13 protein-coding genes are annotated in these 14,914 nt (G+C 68.6%); 12 read left to right on the top strand and 1 reads right to left on the bottom strand.

Going from position 1 to position 14,914, the window contains the following annotated elements; all coding sequences use genetic code 11:
• Positions 1–107 precede the first annotated feature (107 nt).
• From gspF to hrpB, 11 genes are all read left to right on the top strand, one after another.
• Complete coding sequence (gene gspF, locus JMF82_RS05440; protein ID WP_201313518.1) at positions 108–1,325, top strand: type II secretion system inner membrane protein GspF; 1,218 nt, start codon at positions 108–110, stop codon at positions 1,323–1,325.
• Positions 1,326–1,357: 32 nt separating this feature from the next.
• Entirely contained in the window at positions 1,358–1,783 is a 426-nt protein-coding gene (gspG, locus tag JMF82_RS05435; protein WP_201313517.1) for a type II secretion system major pseudopilin GspG, read from the top strand.
• A 119-nt stretch (positions 1,784–1,902) separates the two neighbouring features.
• The gene (locus tag JMF82_RS05430; RefSeq protein WP_236585307.1) at positions 1,903–2,322 is read left to right on the top strand and encodes a GspH/FimT family pseudopilin; all 420 of its coding nucleotides are present in this window, start codon (positions 1,903–1,905) and stop codon (positions 2,320–2,322) included.
• Complete coding sequence (locus tag JMF82_RS05425; RefSeq protein WP_201313515.1) at positions 2,319–2,750, top strand: prepilin-type N-terminal cleavage/methylation domain-containing protein; 432 nt, start codon at positions 2,319–2,321, stop codon at positions 2,748–2,750. The genes JMF82_RS05430 and JMF82_RS05425 overlap by 4 nt, the downstream gene beginning before the upstream one ends.
• Before the next feature lie 20 nt (positions 2,751–2,770).
• Positions 2,771–3,451, top strand: a complete 681-nt coding sequence (locus JMF82_RS05420) for a prepilin-type N-terminal cleavage/methylation domain-containing protein (RefSeq protein WP_201313514.1) — start codon at positions 2,771–2,773, stop codon at positions 3,449–3,451.
• Complete coding sequence (locus tag JMF82_RS05415) at positions 3,448–4,311, top strand: type II secretion system protein GspK (protein ID WP_201313513.1); 864 nt, start codon at positions 3,448–3,450, stop codon at positions 4,309–4,311. Before JMF82_RS05420 ends, JMF82_RS05415 begins: the two co-directional genes overlap by 4 nt.
• Positions 4,308–5,465 carry a PilN domain-containing protein gene (locus JMF82_RS05410; RefSeq protein ID WP_201313512.1) on the top strand — a complete coding sequence of 386 codons (1,158 nt, stop codon included), beginning with the start codon at positions 4,308–4,310 and terminating at the stop codon, positions 5,463–5,465. The genes JMF82_RS05415 and JMF82_RS05410 overlap by 4 nt, the downstream gene beginning before the upstream one ends.
• Positions 5,462–6,088, top strand: coding sequence for a type II secretion system protein GspM (gene gspM, locus JMF82_RS05405; protein WP_201313511.1), 627 nt, complete (start codon positions 5,462–5,464; stop codon positions 6,086–6,088). The genes JMF82_RS05410 and gspM overlap by 4 nt, the downstream gene beginning before the upstream one ends.
• Positions 6,085–6,816, top strand: a complete 732-nt coding sequence (locus JMF82_RS05400; RefSeq protein WP_201313510.1) for a general secretion pathway protein GspN — start codon at positions 6,085–6,087, stop codon at positions 6,814–6,816. Before gspM ends, JMF82_RS05400 begins: the two co-directional genes overlap by 4 nt.
• Positions 6,817–6,819: 3 nt before the next feature.
• Complete coding sequence (gspD, locus tag JMF82_RS05395; RefSeq protein WP_201313509.1) at positions 6,820–9,198, top strand: type II secretion system secretin GspD; 2,379 nt, start codon at positions 6,820–6,822, stop codon at positions 9,196–9,198.
• 109 nt (positions 9,199–9,307) lie between these two features.
• Positions 9,308–11,824: an ATP-dependent helicase HrpB gene (hrpB, locus tag JMF82_RS05390; protein ID WP_201313508.1), complete on the top strand. Its 2,517-nt coding sequence runs from the start codon at positions 9,308–9,310 to the stop codon at positions 11,822–11,824.
• A 96-nt stretch (positions 11,825–11,920) separates the two neighbouring features.
• On the opposite strand, the gene JMF82_RS22190 is transcribed toward hrpB, so the two are convergent.
• On the bottom strand, positions 11,921–12,364 hold the full coding sequence (locus tag JMF82_RS22190; protein ID WP_201313544.1) for a hypothetical protein: 444 nt from the start codon (positions 12,362–12,364) through the stop codon (positions 11,921–11,923).
• 567 nt (positions 12,365–12,931) lie between these two features.
• On the opposite strand from JMF82_RS22190, the gene JMF82_RS05380 reads away from it, so the two are divergent.
• Positions 12,932–14,914 carry a serine hydrolase domain-containing protein gene (locus tag JMF82_RS05380; RefSeq protein WP_236585306.1) on the top strand — a complete coding sequence of 661 codons (1,983 nt, stop codon included), beginning with the start codon at positions 12,932–12,934 and terminating at the stop codon, positions 14,912–14,914.

The raw sequence follows: 14,914 nt of genomic DNA, 5'->3' as shown, positions 1-14,914 counted from the left end.
TGGGGAATAGGGAGTAGGAAGAGCGGGTTCCCGCAAGTTTGCGGGGCGTGCCTTGCCTATTCCCCATTCCCTATTTCCGATTCCCTGGCGGCAGCGGAGCCGCCGCCATGACCCAGTTCCGCTATCGCGCCGTCACCGCGTCGGGCGAAGTGCTGCAGGGCCAGATGGAAGCCGCCAGCCTCGACGAAGTGGTCAGCCGCCTGCAGGACCAGGGCCATACGCCGCTCGATGCACGCGCTGCCGATGCGGAAGCCGGCGGCAGCGGTCTTGCGGCGCTGTTCCGCCGTGGCCCGTTCACCGGCGACCAGCTCGCGCAGTTCACCCACCAGCTGGCCACGCTGCTGGGCGCCGGGCAGCCGCTCGATCGCGCGCTCGGCATCCTCATGGACCTGCCCGAAGGCGAGCGCGCGAAGCAACTGATCGAACGCGTGCGCGACCGCGTGCGCGGCGGCACGCCACTGTCGCAGGCCATGGACGACGAGCACGGCGTATTCCCCAAGCTCTACATCAGCCTCGTGCGTGCGGGCGAAGCGGGCGGCTCGCTGGAAGACACGCTGCGCCGCCTGGCCGATTACCTGGAACGCTCGCAGCAGCTGCGCGGCAGCATCATCAACGCGCTGATCTATCCGGCCTTCCTGATGGTCGGCGTGCTCGGCTCGCTGCTGTTGCTGCTGGCGTATGTGGTGCCGCAGTTCGTGCCGATCTTCGAGGACATGCAGGTGCCGATCCCGTGGATCACGCAGGCCGTGCTCGCCATCGGCAGCGTGCTGCAGCACTGGTGGTGGGCATTGCTGATCCTGCTGGTGCTCGGCGTGCTGATCGTGCGCGCCCGCCTGCGCGATCCGGCGATGCTGCTGGCCTGGCATGCCCGCCTGCTCACCATGCGCGTGGTCGGCCCACTGCTGTTGAAGATCCAGACGGCGCGCATCGCACGCACGCTGGGTACCCTGCTCAAGAACGGCGTGCCCTTGCTCTCCGCGCTGGGCATCGCTCGCCAGGTCACCGCCAACCGCGCGCTCGACGAGGCATTGGAACAGGCGGCCGAGCAGGTGAAGGGCGGCACCGGCCTCAGCCTGGCGTTGGCGCAGTCGCAGCGCTTCCCGCGCCTCGCCTTGCAGATGGTGCAGGTGGGCGAGGAAGCCGGCCAGCTCGACACCATGCTGCTCAAGGTCGCCGATACCTTCGAACTGGAGAGCCGGCGCGCGATCGATCGCCTGCTCGCCGCGCTGGTGCCTGCGCTGACCATCGTGATGACCGTGCTGGTGGCGATCATCATGGCCGCGATCCTGCTGCCGCTGCTCAGCCTCACCAGCAACATCCAATGACTCTTTTCCATCGAACGACCACGAGGTACGCCATGCGACAACGGACACTCCGCCCTCACCACGCCAACCGCGGCTTCACCCTGCTGGAAATGCTGGCGGTGATCGTGTTGATCGGCATCATCGGCGCGGTGGTGGTGACCCAGGTCGGCAAGAACGTGGACAAGGGCAAGTACGGCGCCGGCAAGGCCCAGCTCACCACGCTGAGCCAGAAGATCGAGAACTACGCGCTGGACAACGGCTCGCCGCCGCAGCAATTGCAGGACCTGATGACCAAGCCGGCCAACGCGCGCAACTGGCAGGGCCCGTACGCGAAGGAATCGGAGCTGCACGATCCGTGGGGCCATGAGTTCGGCTACAAGTACCCGGGCGACCACGGCAACTTCGACCTGATCTTCTACGGCCAGGACGGCAAGCCCGGCGGCGACGGCTACAGCGCCGACGTGGGCAACTGGCAATGAAAGGCAGGGAATCGGGAACAGGGGGTGGGGAATCGGCGGAGCGTAGAGGCTCCGGCTTTTCCTATTCACCATTCCCTATTCACCATTCCCGTAAAACCGCAGGTTTTACACTGCTGGAAATGCTGGCCGTGATCCTCTTGATCGGCATCGCCGCGGCGGCCGTCGCGGTGTCGGTCACGCAGGGCCTGGCCAGTGCGCGCGTGGCCGCGGCCAGCGGCGAGCTCGCCGCCGCGCTGCGCGCCACCCGTACGCAGGCCATCGTGCACGGCAACGAACACACCTTCGATGTCGACACGCGCGCCAACACGTATCGCGCCGACGACGGCAAGACGGTGCGGTTGCCTTCGGGCATGCGCATCGGCATCACCAGCGCGAAGGAAGACCAGGCCGGCGCCACCACCGGGCGCATCCGCTTCTTTCCCGACGGCAGTTCCACCGGCGGGCACATCACGTTGCAGCGCAACCAGCGCCAGTGGCGGGTGAACGTGTCGTGGCTCACCGGCGCGGTGAGCGTGGCCGACGTGAGCAGTCGTCGATGACGCAACGCGTGCGGGGCTTCAGCCTGCTGGAGGTGATCGCGGCCACGCTGCTGCTGGCGATCGCGTTCAGTGCGTTGCTCAAGGTGGCCGGCGGATCGATCGCGCTGACCCGCAACGCGGACGATCACAGCCAGGCGGCGCTATGGGCGCGCAGCCTGCTCGACACCGTGGATATCACCACGCCGCTGCGCGCGGGCGCCAGCGAAGGCCGTTTCGACGACCACTACCGCTGGCGCCTGGTGGTGACGCCGTGGACGGCGCCGCGGGCGCAGGCCGCCGCCCCGATGGCAACGCCGGAGCTGGCTGGCAACCCGATGCGGATGGTGAAGCTCGATCTCGATGTCTACTGGGGTGCACGCTCGCGGGAACGCTCCGCGCACTTCAGCACGCTACGGCTGCTTGGCCCCCCCGCCACGGGAACGCCATGACGAGCCCTCGCGCAGCTTCCATGCATGCAGGCACCGCGCCGGCGCAGCGGGGCTTTACCCTGCTCGAAGTGCTGGGCGCGCTGGCCTTGTTCACCCTGCTGCTGCTGGGCATCTATTCGGGCGTGCGCACGGCGACGCATGCCGTGCGTTCGGGCGAGACGTCGATCCAGCGGCTCGACGAGGTGCGATCGGCGCAGCAGTTCCTGCGGCGCGAACTGGCGCAGGCGCGGGCCGTGGCGATCGCGCACACCGATAAGGGCGACCCGTTGTTCTTCACCGGCGATGCGCACGAGCTGCGCTTCGTGGCGCCCTTGCCGGGCTACCTGGGCCGGCTCGGCCCGCAGTTGCAGCAGTTGAAGCTGGTGCCCAACGGCAAGGGCGGCTCGCGGCTGGAGGCGAGCTTCGCCTTGATGCCGCCCGACGGCAGCGCGGCGCGTCCGCTGGGCGAGCCCGAAGTACTGGTGGACAACATCCGCAGCGGCAGCTTCAGCTACCGCGCCCCGGACACGCAGCAGGCGCCGGGCGACTGGCACGATCGCTGGGACGGCAGCCGCAGCATGCCGCGCGTCGTGCGCATCGCGCTGGAGCTCGACGGGACGACGGCCTGGCCGCGGCTCGATGCGCCGCTGCGCGTGGATGCGTCGGCGCTGCAGGGCCAGACCGATTTGCTGCAGGGCCTGCAGCGCAGGACCGTCCAATGAGCCGCCCCTCGCACCGTGCGCAACATGGCGTGGCCCTGCTGGTGGTGCTCTGGGCCTGCACGCTGCTGGCGATCCTGGTGGGCGGCTACGCCATGCTGGCGCGCACCGAGGGGTTGCAGGCCCGCTACCAGTTCGCCCAGACCCAGGCCCACTACGCGGCCGAGGCCGGCCTGATGCGCGCCATCTACGCCTTGCAGGATCCGCAGCTGCAGCAACGCTGGATGCCGGACGGGCGCAGCTATCCGTTCGATTTCGACGGCGCCAAGGTCAAGGTGAGCATCGTCAGCGAAAACGGCAAGGTGGACCTCAACGCGGCCTCGCCGGACGTGCTGCAGAACCTGTTCAAGGCGGCTGGCCTGGCGGACAACGACGCCCAGTCGCTGGCCCGCAACGTGGTCGACTGGCGCACCTTCAGCGCCGCGCCGCCAAGCAATGTGCCCAATGCGGCGTACGCGCAGGCCGGGCGCGACTACGGCCCGCGGCACGGCCCCTTCGCCACCGTGGAGGAGCTGCAGATGGTGGTGGGCATGCAGCCGGCGCTGTATCGCACGCTGGCGCCCCAGGTCACGCTGTGGTCGGGTCGGCAGAGCCCCGACCCCACCACGGCGCAGGCGCTCGCGCTGGCCGCGGTACCCGGCATGACGCCGCAGCAGGCGCAGGCGGTGGTGGCGGCCCGTTCCGCGGGCGAGCCGCAACCCGCGCTGGCTGCCTTGCAGGGAGTGACGCATAGTATTCGCTCAGAGGCCACGCTAAACGACGGCACGCGCGCGATACTGCGGGCGACGGTGCGATTGCAGGGCGCACGCCCGGGCGCATTGCCTTACGCGGTGCTGCGTTGGCAGGAGGGAGACGGGGAATGAACTCGGCTACGCAGCCGTTGCAATTGCAGCTGGACCGGGTGCGCCGCGCATGGCAGGCCTCGCCGTTGCCGCGGTTTCTTTCGTGGTGGCGCGGCGAGCTGTTCGCCTTGCTGCCGGCGCGCTGGCGCGCGCGCTTCGGCGGCGGCCTCGCCTGGCATCTGCTCCAGAGCGATGGCGATGAGTGGACGCTGCGGCGCATAGGCGACATCTATCCGCTGGCCCGATGGAGCAGCCAGCTCGATGCAGGCAGCCAGCAAGTGGCGTTCGGCGATGCCCTGCGGGGCGTCGATCGCGAAGACCTGCGCATCGCGCTGTGCCTGGATGCCGCCCATGCGTTGCGGCCGCGCCTGAACCTGCCGCTCGCGGCGCGCGACAACCTGCAGCAGATCGGCGCCTTCGAGATGGATCGCCAGACGCCGTTCCGCGTCGACCAGGTGCGCTACGGCGTGCGCGAGCTGCGTGCGAATGCGCCGGCCGGCCGCTTCGCGGCGGAACTGGTGGTGGTGCCGCGCACCACGCTCGACCCCCTGCTGGCGCGGCTGGCATCGTCAGGCCTGCAGGTCGACGCGGTGGACGTGGCCAACGGCAACGATCGCCTGGGCGTCAACCTGCTGCCCGCCGACCAGGTGCCGCGCCGCCAGCATCCGCGGCAGCGGCTCAACATGGCACTGGGCGTCGCGGCGATCGTGCTGCTGGTGCTGTCGCTGCTGCAGTTCCTGCACAACCGCGAAGCCGCGCTGGAGCAGATGCGCAGCGAGGTGGAGGGCATGCGCACCGACGCGCAGCAAGTCGCCTCGTTGCGGCAGCAGCTGCAGGACAATGCGGGTGCGGCCGGCTTCCTGGCCCAGCGCAAGGCGCGCACGGTCTCCGCCCTGGCCGTCCTGCAGGACATCAGCCAGCGCCTGCCCGCCACGGCGTGGCTCGAGCGCCTGAGCATCGACAACAGCGGGCAGGTGGGTTTCCAGGGCCAGAGCCCGCAGGCGGCGCGCCTGGTGGATGCGCTGAAGGGCTCGCCTGTCATCACCGACGCGAATTTCCAGGGCACCATCCAGGTGGATCCTTCGACCGGCAAGGAACGCTTCTACATGGTGGCGCAACTGCGCAAGCCCGCTGACGCCAAGCCCAAGGCGGCACCGGCGGGAGGCATGCCATGAAGATGACGGCGCTCAAGCCGCGCGAAAGCCGCATCGCCGCCGTGCTGCTCCTGCTGGCCGTGCTGGTGGTCGCGTACTTCGCCCTGCTGCATTGGTGGTTCGTGGCGCCGCTGCGCACCATCCACGCGGAGATGGACGACCTGCGCGACACGCATTCGCGCTACGCCGCCGCCATCGCCGAGAAGCCGCAACTGCAGCAGCGCCTTGCCGCGATGGGCGCAGGGCAGGCGGCGAGCCATGCCTTCCTTCCCGAAGACGATCCGAACGCCGCCGCCGCCGGGCTGATGCAGCGCGTGGTCGATGCGGTGGCTGCGCATCCGGGCGGTGCCTGTGACGTGACGCAGAAGATGCCGGTGCCCAATCCGCCGGCCGCCGCCGACGAGCCGTACCGCAAGGTGGCCGTGAGCATCAGCCTGCGCTGCGACGTGCAGCCGCTGGCCGAGACGCTGCACGACCTGGAGCAGGGCACGCCCTACCTGTTCGTCGACGACCTCAGCATCTACCGCAATCCGGTGGCGGCCATGCAGCAGAACAGCGCGCCGCTGGAGGTGCAGTTCACCTTGTCGGGCTACGTGCGCCAGCCGCGCGCGGCCGGTGGCGAAGCGTCGCAGGAGGCGCCATGAACGCCGCCGCGCAACGCCGACTGACCCCCATCCTCGGCGTCTTCGCCGCCGTGTTCGGCGTCGTGCTGCTGTTATTCCTGGTGGGCGTGGGCCGGGGCGTGAACTGGGGCGCGCCGCGCCCGGCGACGCCGCTGCCCGAAACCCATGACCAGGGTTTGCCGCCGCCCATACCGCTCGCGCAGTTTTCCGCGGTGTGGCAGCAGCCGTTGTTCAGTCCCGACCGCAAGCCTAGCCTGCGTACCGCCAGCGGCGGCGCCAGCCTGGGCGACATGCAGCTGACCGGCATCATCGTCACGCCGGCCCTGCACATGGCCTTGCTGCACGACAAGGGGGGCGATCGGGAAGTGCGCGTGCGCGAAGGCGACACGCTTCCCGATGGCAGCTGGCGCCTGGTCGAGCTCAAGCCGCGCGCCGCGGTGTTCGAATCGGCCAGTGGACGCACCGAGCTGGAACTGCCGGCCGGCGCACCGATCGACATGCCCAAGAACACGCCGGCGCCGCCCGCACCCGCGCAGGCAGCCACCAATACGCCGCCCGCGCCTGCACCCGCCGGCGGCATGCAGATGATGATCGGGCCGGTCAAGCCGCAAGGCCCACCCGCGCCCGGCGCCAACATGGCGCCCGACCAACCCAACAGCACGCAGGCCGATCGCCTTCGCGCGCTGCGAGAAGCCATCCAAAAGCGTCGCGCCCAACAGCAGGCAGCGAACCCCGAGGGAGCACACTGAGCCATGACCACCCACCGCACACGGCGGTTTCACCGCATCGGCACGCTTGCCATGGCGATGTGGCTTGCCGGCTGCCAGACCTTGCCGCCCCAGCCCGATGACGGGGCGCTGCAGCGCGAGGCGATGGCCGGAACGGAAAAACCGGTGCCGCAGCCCTTGCCACTCAATGCCGGCAACAGTGCGGAAACCGCCGTGGTCCCACGTCCCGACGTGAACAGCGGCAGCGGCCAGTTCATTCGCGCGACCGGGCTGGCACAGCCACGCAAGGCGGCCAGCGGCGACGGCGCGGTCACCTTCAATTTCGAAAACCAGCCCGTGCAGGCGGTGGTCAAGGCGATCCTGGGCGACCTGCTCAAGCAGAACTACACCATCGTGCCGGGCGTGCAGGGCAACATCTCCTTCTCCACCGCCGAACCGGTGGACAGCAGCCAGGCCATTCCCATCCTGGAGACGCTGCTGTCCTGGACCAACAACGCGCTGGTCATGCAGAACGGCCATTACGTGGTGATGCCCGCCAAGGACGCGGTCGCCGGCAACCTCGTGCCCAGCCTCAACGCGGTGGCGCCGCAGGGCGGGCTGCAGGCGCGCCTGTTCTCGCTGCGTTACATCTCGGCCAACGAGATGCAGAAGCTGATCAAGCCGTTCGCGCGCGCCGATTCCATCCTGCTGGTGGATCCGTCGCGCAACCTGATCGTGCTTTCCGGCACGCCCTCGGAGCTGGACAACTACCAGCGCACCGTCCACACCTTCGACGTGGACTGGCTGCGCGGCATGTCGGTGGGCGTGTTCAGCCTGCAGCACGCCAATGTCGCCGAGCTGATGCCGCAGCTCGACCAGATCTTCGGGCCGAAGGGCGACACGCCGCTGGCCGGCATGCTGCGCTTCATCCCGATCGAACGCACCAATGCGCTGGTGGTGATCAGCACGCAGCCCAACTACCTGCAGGAAGTCGGCGACTGGGTCGCCAAGATCGATCGCGGCGGCGGCAACGAGCCCAACCTGTTCGTGTACGACGTGCGCAACATCAAGGCGTCGGACCTCGCGCAGTACCTGGCGCAGATCTACACCAACGGCGCCGGCGCGGGCGGCGCCAACAACGGCAAGGTCGCTTCCGGCCTTACCAGCAATACGCTGGGCACCAGCGAAAACGCCAACGGCTCGGCCAGCGGCATGGGCAGCACCGCCGGCAGCTTCGGCAGCAGCACCGGCGTCAACGGCGTGGGCGGCGGCTTCGGCAGCGCCGGTGGACTGGGAACCACCAGTGGTACCGGCACCAGCACCGGCAATGCGTTCGGCAACACCGGCAGCGGTTTCGGCAACAGCGGTGGCGCCGCCGGCACCTTCGGCAATGCCAGCAACGCCAACGGCAGCGGCGGCAACGGCGCGGGCGCGCAGTACACCTCCGAAGACGGCAGCATCCGCATCAGCTCGGTGGATTCCAACAACCAGCTGCTGGTGCGCGCGCGTCCCTCGCAGTGGGCAGAGATCGAACAGGCCATCAAGCGCCTGGACAACGTGCCGCTGCAGGTGCAGATCGAGATGCGCATCCTCGAAGTGGATCTCACCGGCCAGCTGGAATTTGGCGTGCAGTGGTACCTGCAAGGCCTGGCCAACAGTACGCCGACCTACGACAGCAGCGGCAACATCAATGGCGCCACCTCGGCGTATCCGGGCATGCTCCATCAGGGCGCGCTGGGTGGTGGCGGTAACAAGTATGGCGGCGAGCCGTTCTTCTATTCGTTCCTGAGCGGCAACAGCAAGCTGCAGGTCGCGGTGCGCGCGCTGGAAACCAATGGCACCACCAAGACACTGTCGGCGCCGTCGCTGGTGGTGTTGAACAATCAAGTCGCGCACATCCAGGTCGGTGACCAGGTGCCGATCAACCAGACCTCCATCGTGACCGGCCTGGGCGCCACCACGGCCGGTTCCACGGCGAGCAGCGTGAGCTATGTGCCCACCGGCGTGATCCTCGACGTGCAGCCGCGCGTGAATCCGGGCGGGCTGGTATATCTCAACGTGCAGCAGCAGGTGAGCAACACGACCGGCGCCGCCAACTCGCAGGGCAACTTCACCATCCAGCAGCGCGCGGTGGGCACGCAGATCGCCGTGCAGAGCGGACAGACCGTGCTGCTGGGCGGCCTGATCCAGCAGAACGAGGGCAACACCGATACCGGCGTTCCCGGCCTCAACCGCGTGCCGGTCATCGGCCGCCTGTTCGGCACCACCAACCACAACCGCAACCGCACCGAGCTCATCGTGCTGATCACGCCGCGTGTCATCACCAGCAGCGAGGAAGCCAAGCAGGTGACGGACGAGTACCAACGGAAGTTCGAATCGCTGGCTCCGTTGCGCGCGGCGAGCGAGACGCCATCCACCCACTGAACTTGTCGTTCCGACGGGCAGGGCATGACGCCCTTCCCACCGGCATTTCGGCGACTGCCGGAATGCCGGCAGCCTTCGTCATCGCCGGCGCGCCGTTATCATGTGCGCGATGAGTGCATCGCCTTCCTTCCCCATCACTCCGCTGCTGCCGGAGATCCGCGCTTCGCTCGCCGCGCATCCGCGCCTGGTGCTGGAGGCGCCGCCCGGCGCAGGCAAGACCACGCAGGTGCCGATCGCCTTGCTCGGCCAGCCGTGGCTGGGCGAGGGCAAGATCCTCATGCTCGAGCCCCGGCGTATCGCGGCGCGGGCGGCGGCGCAGTTCATGGCGCAGCAGCTGGGTGAAGAAGTCGGCCACACGGTCGGTTACCGCATCCGCTTCGAGGCGAAGGTGGGCAAGGCGACACGCGTCGAAGTGGTGACCGAAGGCATCCTCACGCGACTGATACAGGACGATCCCGAACTCACCGGCATCGGCGCGATCCTGTTCGACGAATTCCATGAGCGGCACCTCGCCGGTGATCTCGGCGCCGCGCTGGCGCTCGACGTGCAAGGCACGCTGCGGCCCGACCTGCGCATCCTGGTGATGTCCGCCACGCTGGACGGCGAGCGCATCGCGCAGTGGCTGGATGCGCCGCGCATCAGCAGTCCCGGCCGAAGCTTCCCGGTCGCCGTGGCGTATCCGCCTGCGCGCGTGCAGGAAAGCACCGAGCATCATCTGGCGCGCGTCGTGCGCCAGGCGTTGCAGGAAAATCCAGGCGACGTGCTCGCCTTCCTGCCGGGGCGACGCGAGATCTCACGCACGCAATCCGTGCTGGAATCCGCGCTCGACGAGAACGTTGACGTCGTCCCTTTGCATGGCGAGCTTTCGCTGGCCGAGCAGCAGACGGCGTTGAGTCCAGCCGAGCCGGGCACGCGGCGCGTGGTGCTCGCCACCAACGTCGCCGAGTCCAGCGTGACCTTGCCGGGCATCCGCGCCGTGGTGGACAGCGGGCTCGCGCGCGAGCCGCGCTTCGATCCCAACTCGGGTTTCACGCGGCTGGAAACCGTGAACATCTCGCAGGCCTCCGCCGACCAGCGCGCCGGCCGCGCCGGCCGCGTGGCCGAAGGCACGGCGTATCGCCTGTGGCCGCAGAGCAAGCGGCTCGATCCATCGCGCACCGCGGAAATCGTGCAGGCCGAGCTTTCCGGTCTTGCCCTCGAGCTTGCGGCCTGGGGCATCACGGCGGGCAGCGGCGTCGAGCTTCCCTGGCTGGAGTCGCCGCCAGCCGGCGCGCTGGCGCAGGGGCGGGATCTGCTCACGCAGCTCGGTGCGCTCGCGGCCGATGGGCGCATCACGGCACTCGGCCGCGAGATGCTGGAACTGGGCGCCACGCCACGTCTTGGCGCAGCGGCGCTGCGTGCGGCGCCGGAGTTGCGCGCGCTGGTCGCCGACCTGCTTGCCTTGATGGAGGCGCGTTCGCCGCTGCGCGGCGAGCAGGCGCGCACCGACGACTTCCGCGCGCGCGTCAGCGCGCTGCATGCCTGGCGCGACCGTCACACGGCCGGCGCGCGTACCGGCGCCGATGCGGGTGCGCTGGCAGCGATCGAGCAGGCCAGCAAGGGTTGGCGTCGCCGGCTCGACGTGCGTAGCGCGGCCAGCGGCGTGCCCGACAGCCACGCGGTGGGCGATCTGTTGCTGCATGCTTTTCCCGATCGCGTTGCGCGTCGCGACGACGCCAACCCGCTGCGCTACACCCTCGCCAATGGCCGCGGTGCGCGCCTGCATGAGGGCACCGCGCTGCACGGCGAGCCCTGGCTGGTGGCGCTGGACCTGCGCTTCGAGGCGCGTGACAGCTTGATCCTCGCCGCCGCGCCCATCGATGCGCGCGTGCTGGAACGCGAGTATCCCGCGCAGTTCAAGCGCGAGCGTGTGCTGCGTTGGAACGATGAGCGCCAGGCCGTCGAAGCCTTCGAGGAGCAACGCTACGCCGCCATCGTGCTCGATCGCCGCAGCGTCCCGGTGAAACCCGAGGATGCCTTGCCGGCGCTGCTTGCCGCGGTTCGCGCCAAGGGCATCGGCGTCCTGCCGTGGAGCGAGCACGCCCATCGCCTGCGCGCTCGCATGCAGGCCCTGCGCGCCTGGATACCGGAGCTCGGCTTGCCCGATGTCTCCGACGCCGCGCTGCTGGAGTCGCTCGACGACTGGCTCGCGCCTTATCTCAACGGCAAGCGCAGCCTTGGTGCGCTGGGCGCCGACGAACTCTCGCAGGCACTGGGCAGCCTGTTCGACTACGAGCAACGCCGCCAGCTCGACGCGCAGGTGCCCGAAAGCCTCACGGTGCCCAGCGGCATGAGCCGCCGGCTGGAATACGCCGAAGGCGAACCGCCGGTGCTGGCGGTGAAGCTGCAGGAGCTGTTCGGCCTCGCCGACACGCCCCGCGTTGCCAACGGCCGCATTCCGGTGACGCTGCACCTGTTGTCGCCGGCCGGCCGCCCCATCCAGGTCACGCAGGACCTCAAGGGCTTCTGGGAGCGCACCTATCCCGAAGTGAAGAAGGAACTGAAAGGCCGCTACCCGCGTCACCCGTGGCCGGACGATCCATGGACGGCGGCACCGACGCATCGGGCCAAGCCGCGCGGCACCTGAGCATCGCCTCGTGGCGTCAGCCCGCTGCCGGAATCAGAAAAGCCCGGCGGGTGCCGGGCTTCTCCTGAGTCTTCCCTTGCGCGGCACGAGGCGGGATCAATTGCCGTCGTCGTCACCATAGGGCGAGCCATAGACGACCGTGCCGGGTTGCACCGGCGCGTCTTCATAGACCACGGTCCTGGGCTGCTCATACACCACGGTGCGAGGCTGGCGATAGACCACCGGCGGATCCTGGTAGACCACCGTCGGCTGCTGCGCGTAGTAGGTCGGCGCCGGCGCCATCGCGCTTTGCACGAGCCCGATCACCGCGCCAGCCACCACCGCGCCGGCAATCCACCTGCCGCCGCTCCAGTGACCGTCGTGATGGCCGTAGTCGCGGCGCCAGCCGTCACGGTCGTGGTAGCCGCCGCGGTCCCAGCCGCGGTGGTAACCGTTGTCGCGCCCCCAGCCATCATGGGCCGACGCGACCATGGGCGCGGCTGCCATGGCGGCGACGGCAAGACCCATCAGTACCCGACTACCCATCACGCGCTTGCTCATGACACTTACCTCCGTTGGTTCGGCGCTGATGCTCGGCTTGCCGCGCTTAATGCGTACTGAAAAAAATTTCGATCGCCATGGCTCCAGTTACCCGGCAGCAAGCTGCGTCGCCGGGGGCTAAGGCAATGCTAAGGCAGCGCCGTTGCCGAGGCGGTTACAAGCCACGCCAGGGGGCGGGAGGCATGTCGGAGCGTGGAGTCGCCCGGTATTCCACTGTCCGCTCAACGCAGCGTGCGCGTGTTCGATCCTTCGGGTGCAGGCGACTGGGGATGGATCAACGACCTGCTGCGCCTCGCTTGCGCCATCGCCGCCGTGATCGTGGTTTGGCGCATCAGGGAGAGACGCGGCAAGGCGCTCGATGTGAAGCAAGTCGCGCCTGCCTGGGCGAGTTACGGCGAGGACATTGCAACGCTGCTGTCATCCGGCGCACCACGGCAGGCGCACTGGCAACGTGTTCCAACATGTGTAGACTCCGTTGATCACCAGCGTCACCGGCTTCGCCGCGAGCGTTTCTGGTTCGTGCGCGCAGTCGACAGTCGAGCGTTTCCTCTATCCGCGAGGTGCTCCATGTTGCCGCGATGTTTCCTGTTCCTTGGCCTGATCGCCTGGGCCATGCCGACGGCGGCAGCCACGCCTGCCCCCGGTGCCGCGGGCACCACGGTCAAGGCGGACACACCGAAGACCACCTCGGCCGGTACGCAATTCGTCGTGCCCTCCGACTGGGCGATGCATGCCGGCGGCAACAAGGTCACCCTCGATCCACCGGAGTCGGGCTCGCAGGTGGTGTTGGTGGATGTGCAGGCGGCCGATGCGGATGCCGCCGTCGCACAGGCCTGGAAGGCGTATGCGCCCGCAAGGACATGGCCGCTGCAAGTGGCCACCGACAGTGCGCCCCGCGACAACTGGGATCAGGTGCGCGTGTACAACTACGAGACATCGGCCAACGACAAGCGCTCGGTCTTTGCCATCGTCTACCGGCGCGCCAACCAGTTCACGGTGCTGATCTACGACGTGGCCATCGCCGTGGGCGAGAAACGAAGCTCGCAGTTGCGCGCCATTTCGGACCGGCTGTTGCCCAAGGGCTACAAGCGCGAGAGTTTCGCGGGGAAGAAGGCGCATCCGCTGGATGCCCGGCGCGTCGAAACGCTGAAGAACTTCGTGGACAGCGCGCGCAAGGCCTATGACGTGCCCGGCGTCGCGCTGGGGCTGATCGATCACGGCAAGGTGGTGTACGTCGGTGGATTGGGCGTGCGCGAGATCGGCAAGCCCGAGCCGATCGATGGCGACACGCTGTTCATGATCGCCTCCAACACCAAGGCGCTGACCACGCTGATGCTCGCGAGGCTGGTGGACCAGAAGCGGTTCGACTGGAACACGCCGGTGGTGGAGGTGATGCCCTCGTTCAAGCTGGGCGACGCGGACACCACGAAACAGGTGCTGGTACGCCACCTGATCTGCGCCTGCACCGGCATGCCGCGGCAGGACATGGAGTGGGTGCTCAACAGCCGCAACGCCACGCCGGAAACGGTGATGAAGTCGCTGGCCGGCATGCAGCCCACCAGCAGGTTCGGCCAGCTGTTCCAATACTCCAACCTGATGGCCGCGGCCGCCGGTTACATGGGCGGGCACGTGCTCTATCCCGACTTGGAGCTGGGCGCGGCCTATGACCTGGCCATGCAGAAGCAGGTGTTCGATCCACTTGGCATGCGGCAGACGACGTTCGACTACGACCGCGCACTGCTCGGCAACCACGCCACGCCACACGGTCTGGACGTGGACGGCCATACGGCGGTGGCGGGCATGGGCATCAATGATTCCATCCGCCCCGCCCGTCCCGCGGGTGCGGCGTGGAGCGCGGTCACGGACATGTTGCGCTACGTGCAGATGGAGCTGGCCGACGGACTGCTGCCGGATGGCTCGCGCTACGTATCGAAGGAGGCACTGCTCGAGCGCCGCAAGCCCAACGTGGCGCTGGGTACCACCGCGACCTACGGCATGGGCCTGATCGTCGACAACACCTGGGGCGTGCCGGTGGTGCACCACGGCGGCGACCTCACCGGCTTCCATTCCGACATGTACTGGCTGCCGCAACAGGGCGTGGGCGCGGTGATCCTCACCAACGCGGACGCGGGCGTGTTCATCCGGGGTCCGTTCCAGCGGCGCCTGCTCGAAGTGCTGTTCGACGGCAGGCCATTGGCGCAGGGCGACATCGATGCCGGCGTAAAGCGCCTGAAGGCGCAGGTGGCGGCGGAGCGCAAGCGCCTGACGGTGCCCGCTGATGCCGAAGCGTCGTCCAGGCTCGCCACCAACTATCGCAATCCGGCGGTGGGCAGCATCCAGGTCACCCGCAACGGCAAGTCCACCGTGTTCGATTTCGGCGCCTGGCATAGCGAGATGGCCTCGCGGAAGAACGACGATGGATCGCTGTCCTTCGTGACCATTTCGCCGGGCGCGGACGGCTTCGAGTTCGTGGTGTCGGGCTCGCCGGACAGCCGCAAGCTCACCCTGCGCGATGGCCAGCACGAATACGTCTACGACGAGGTGAGGTAA

Source organism: Dyella sp. EPa41 (assembly GCF_016586165.1).
GTDB lineage: Bacteria > Pseudomonadota > Gammaproteobacteria > Xanthomonadales > Rhodanobacteraceae > Dyella.
This window is presented reverse-complemented; position numbering and strand designations above follow the sequence as displayed.

What these genes read in the sequence shown, in the direction of transcription:
- JMF82_RS22190 (WP_201313544.1), bottom strand. Translation starts at nt 12,364, where the DNA reads ATGAGCAAGCGCGTGATGGGTAGTCGGGTACTGATGGGTCTTGCCGTC.
- JMF82_RS05430 (WP_236585307.1), top strand. Translation starts at nt 1,903, where the DNA reads ATGCTGGCCGTGATCCTCTTGATCGGCATCGCCGCGGCGGCCGTCGCG.
- gspF (WP_201313518.1), top strand. Translation starts at nt 108, where the DNA reads ATGACCCAGTTCCGCTATCGCGCCGTCACCGCGTCGGGCGAAGTGCTG.
- JMF82_RS05410 (WP_201313512.1), top strand. Translation starts at nt 4,308, where the DNA reads ATGAACTCGGCTACGCAGCCGTTGCAATTGCAGCTGGACCGGGTGCGC.
- JMF82_RS05400 (WP_201313510.1), top strand. Translation starts at nt 6,085, where the DNA reads ATGAACGCCGCCGCGCAACGCCGACTGACCCCCATCCTCGGCGTCTTC.
- JMF82_RS05415 (WP_201313513.1), top strand. Translation starts at nt 3,448, where the DNA reads ATGAGCCGCCCCTCGCACCGTGCGCAACATGGCGTGGCCCTGCTGGTG.
- hrpB (WP_201313508.1), top strand. Translation starts at nt 9,308, where the DNA reads ATGAGTGCATCGCCTTCCTTCCCCATCACTCCGCTGCTGCCGGAGATC.
- gspD (WP_201313509.1), top strand. Translation starts at nt 6,820, where the DNA reads ATGACCACCCACCGCACACGGCGGTTTCACCGCATCGGCACGCTTGCC.
- JMF82_RS05420 (WP_201313514.1), top strand. Translation starts at nt 2,771, where the DNA reads ATGCATGCAGGCACCGCGCCGGCGCAGCGGGGCTTTACCCTGCTCGAA.
- gspM (WP_201313511.1), top strand. Translation starts at nt 5,462, where the DNA reads ATGAAGATGACGGCGCTCAAGCCGCGCGAAAGCCGCATCGCCGCCGTG.
- gspG (WP_201313517.1), top strand. Translation starts at nt 1,358, where the DNA reads ATGCGACAACGGACACTCCGCCCTCACCACGCCAACCGCGGCTTCACC.
- JMF82_RS05380 (WP_236585306.1), top strand. Translation starts at nt 12,932, where the DNA reads ATGTTGCCGCGATGTTTCCTGTTCCTTGGCCTGATCGCCTGGGCCATG.
- JMF82_RS05425 (WP_201313515.1), top strand. Translation starts at nt 2,319, where the DNA reads ATGACGCAACGCGTGCGGGGCTTCAGCCTGCTGGAGGTGATCGCGGCC.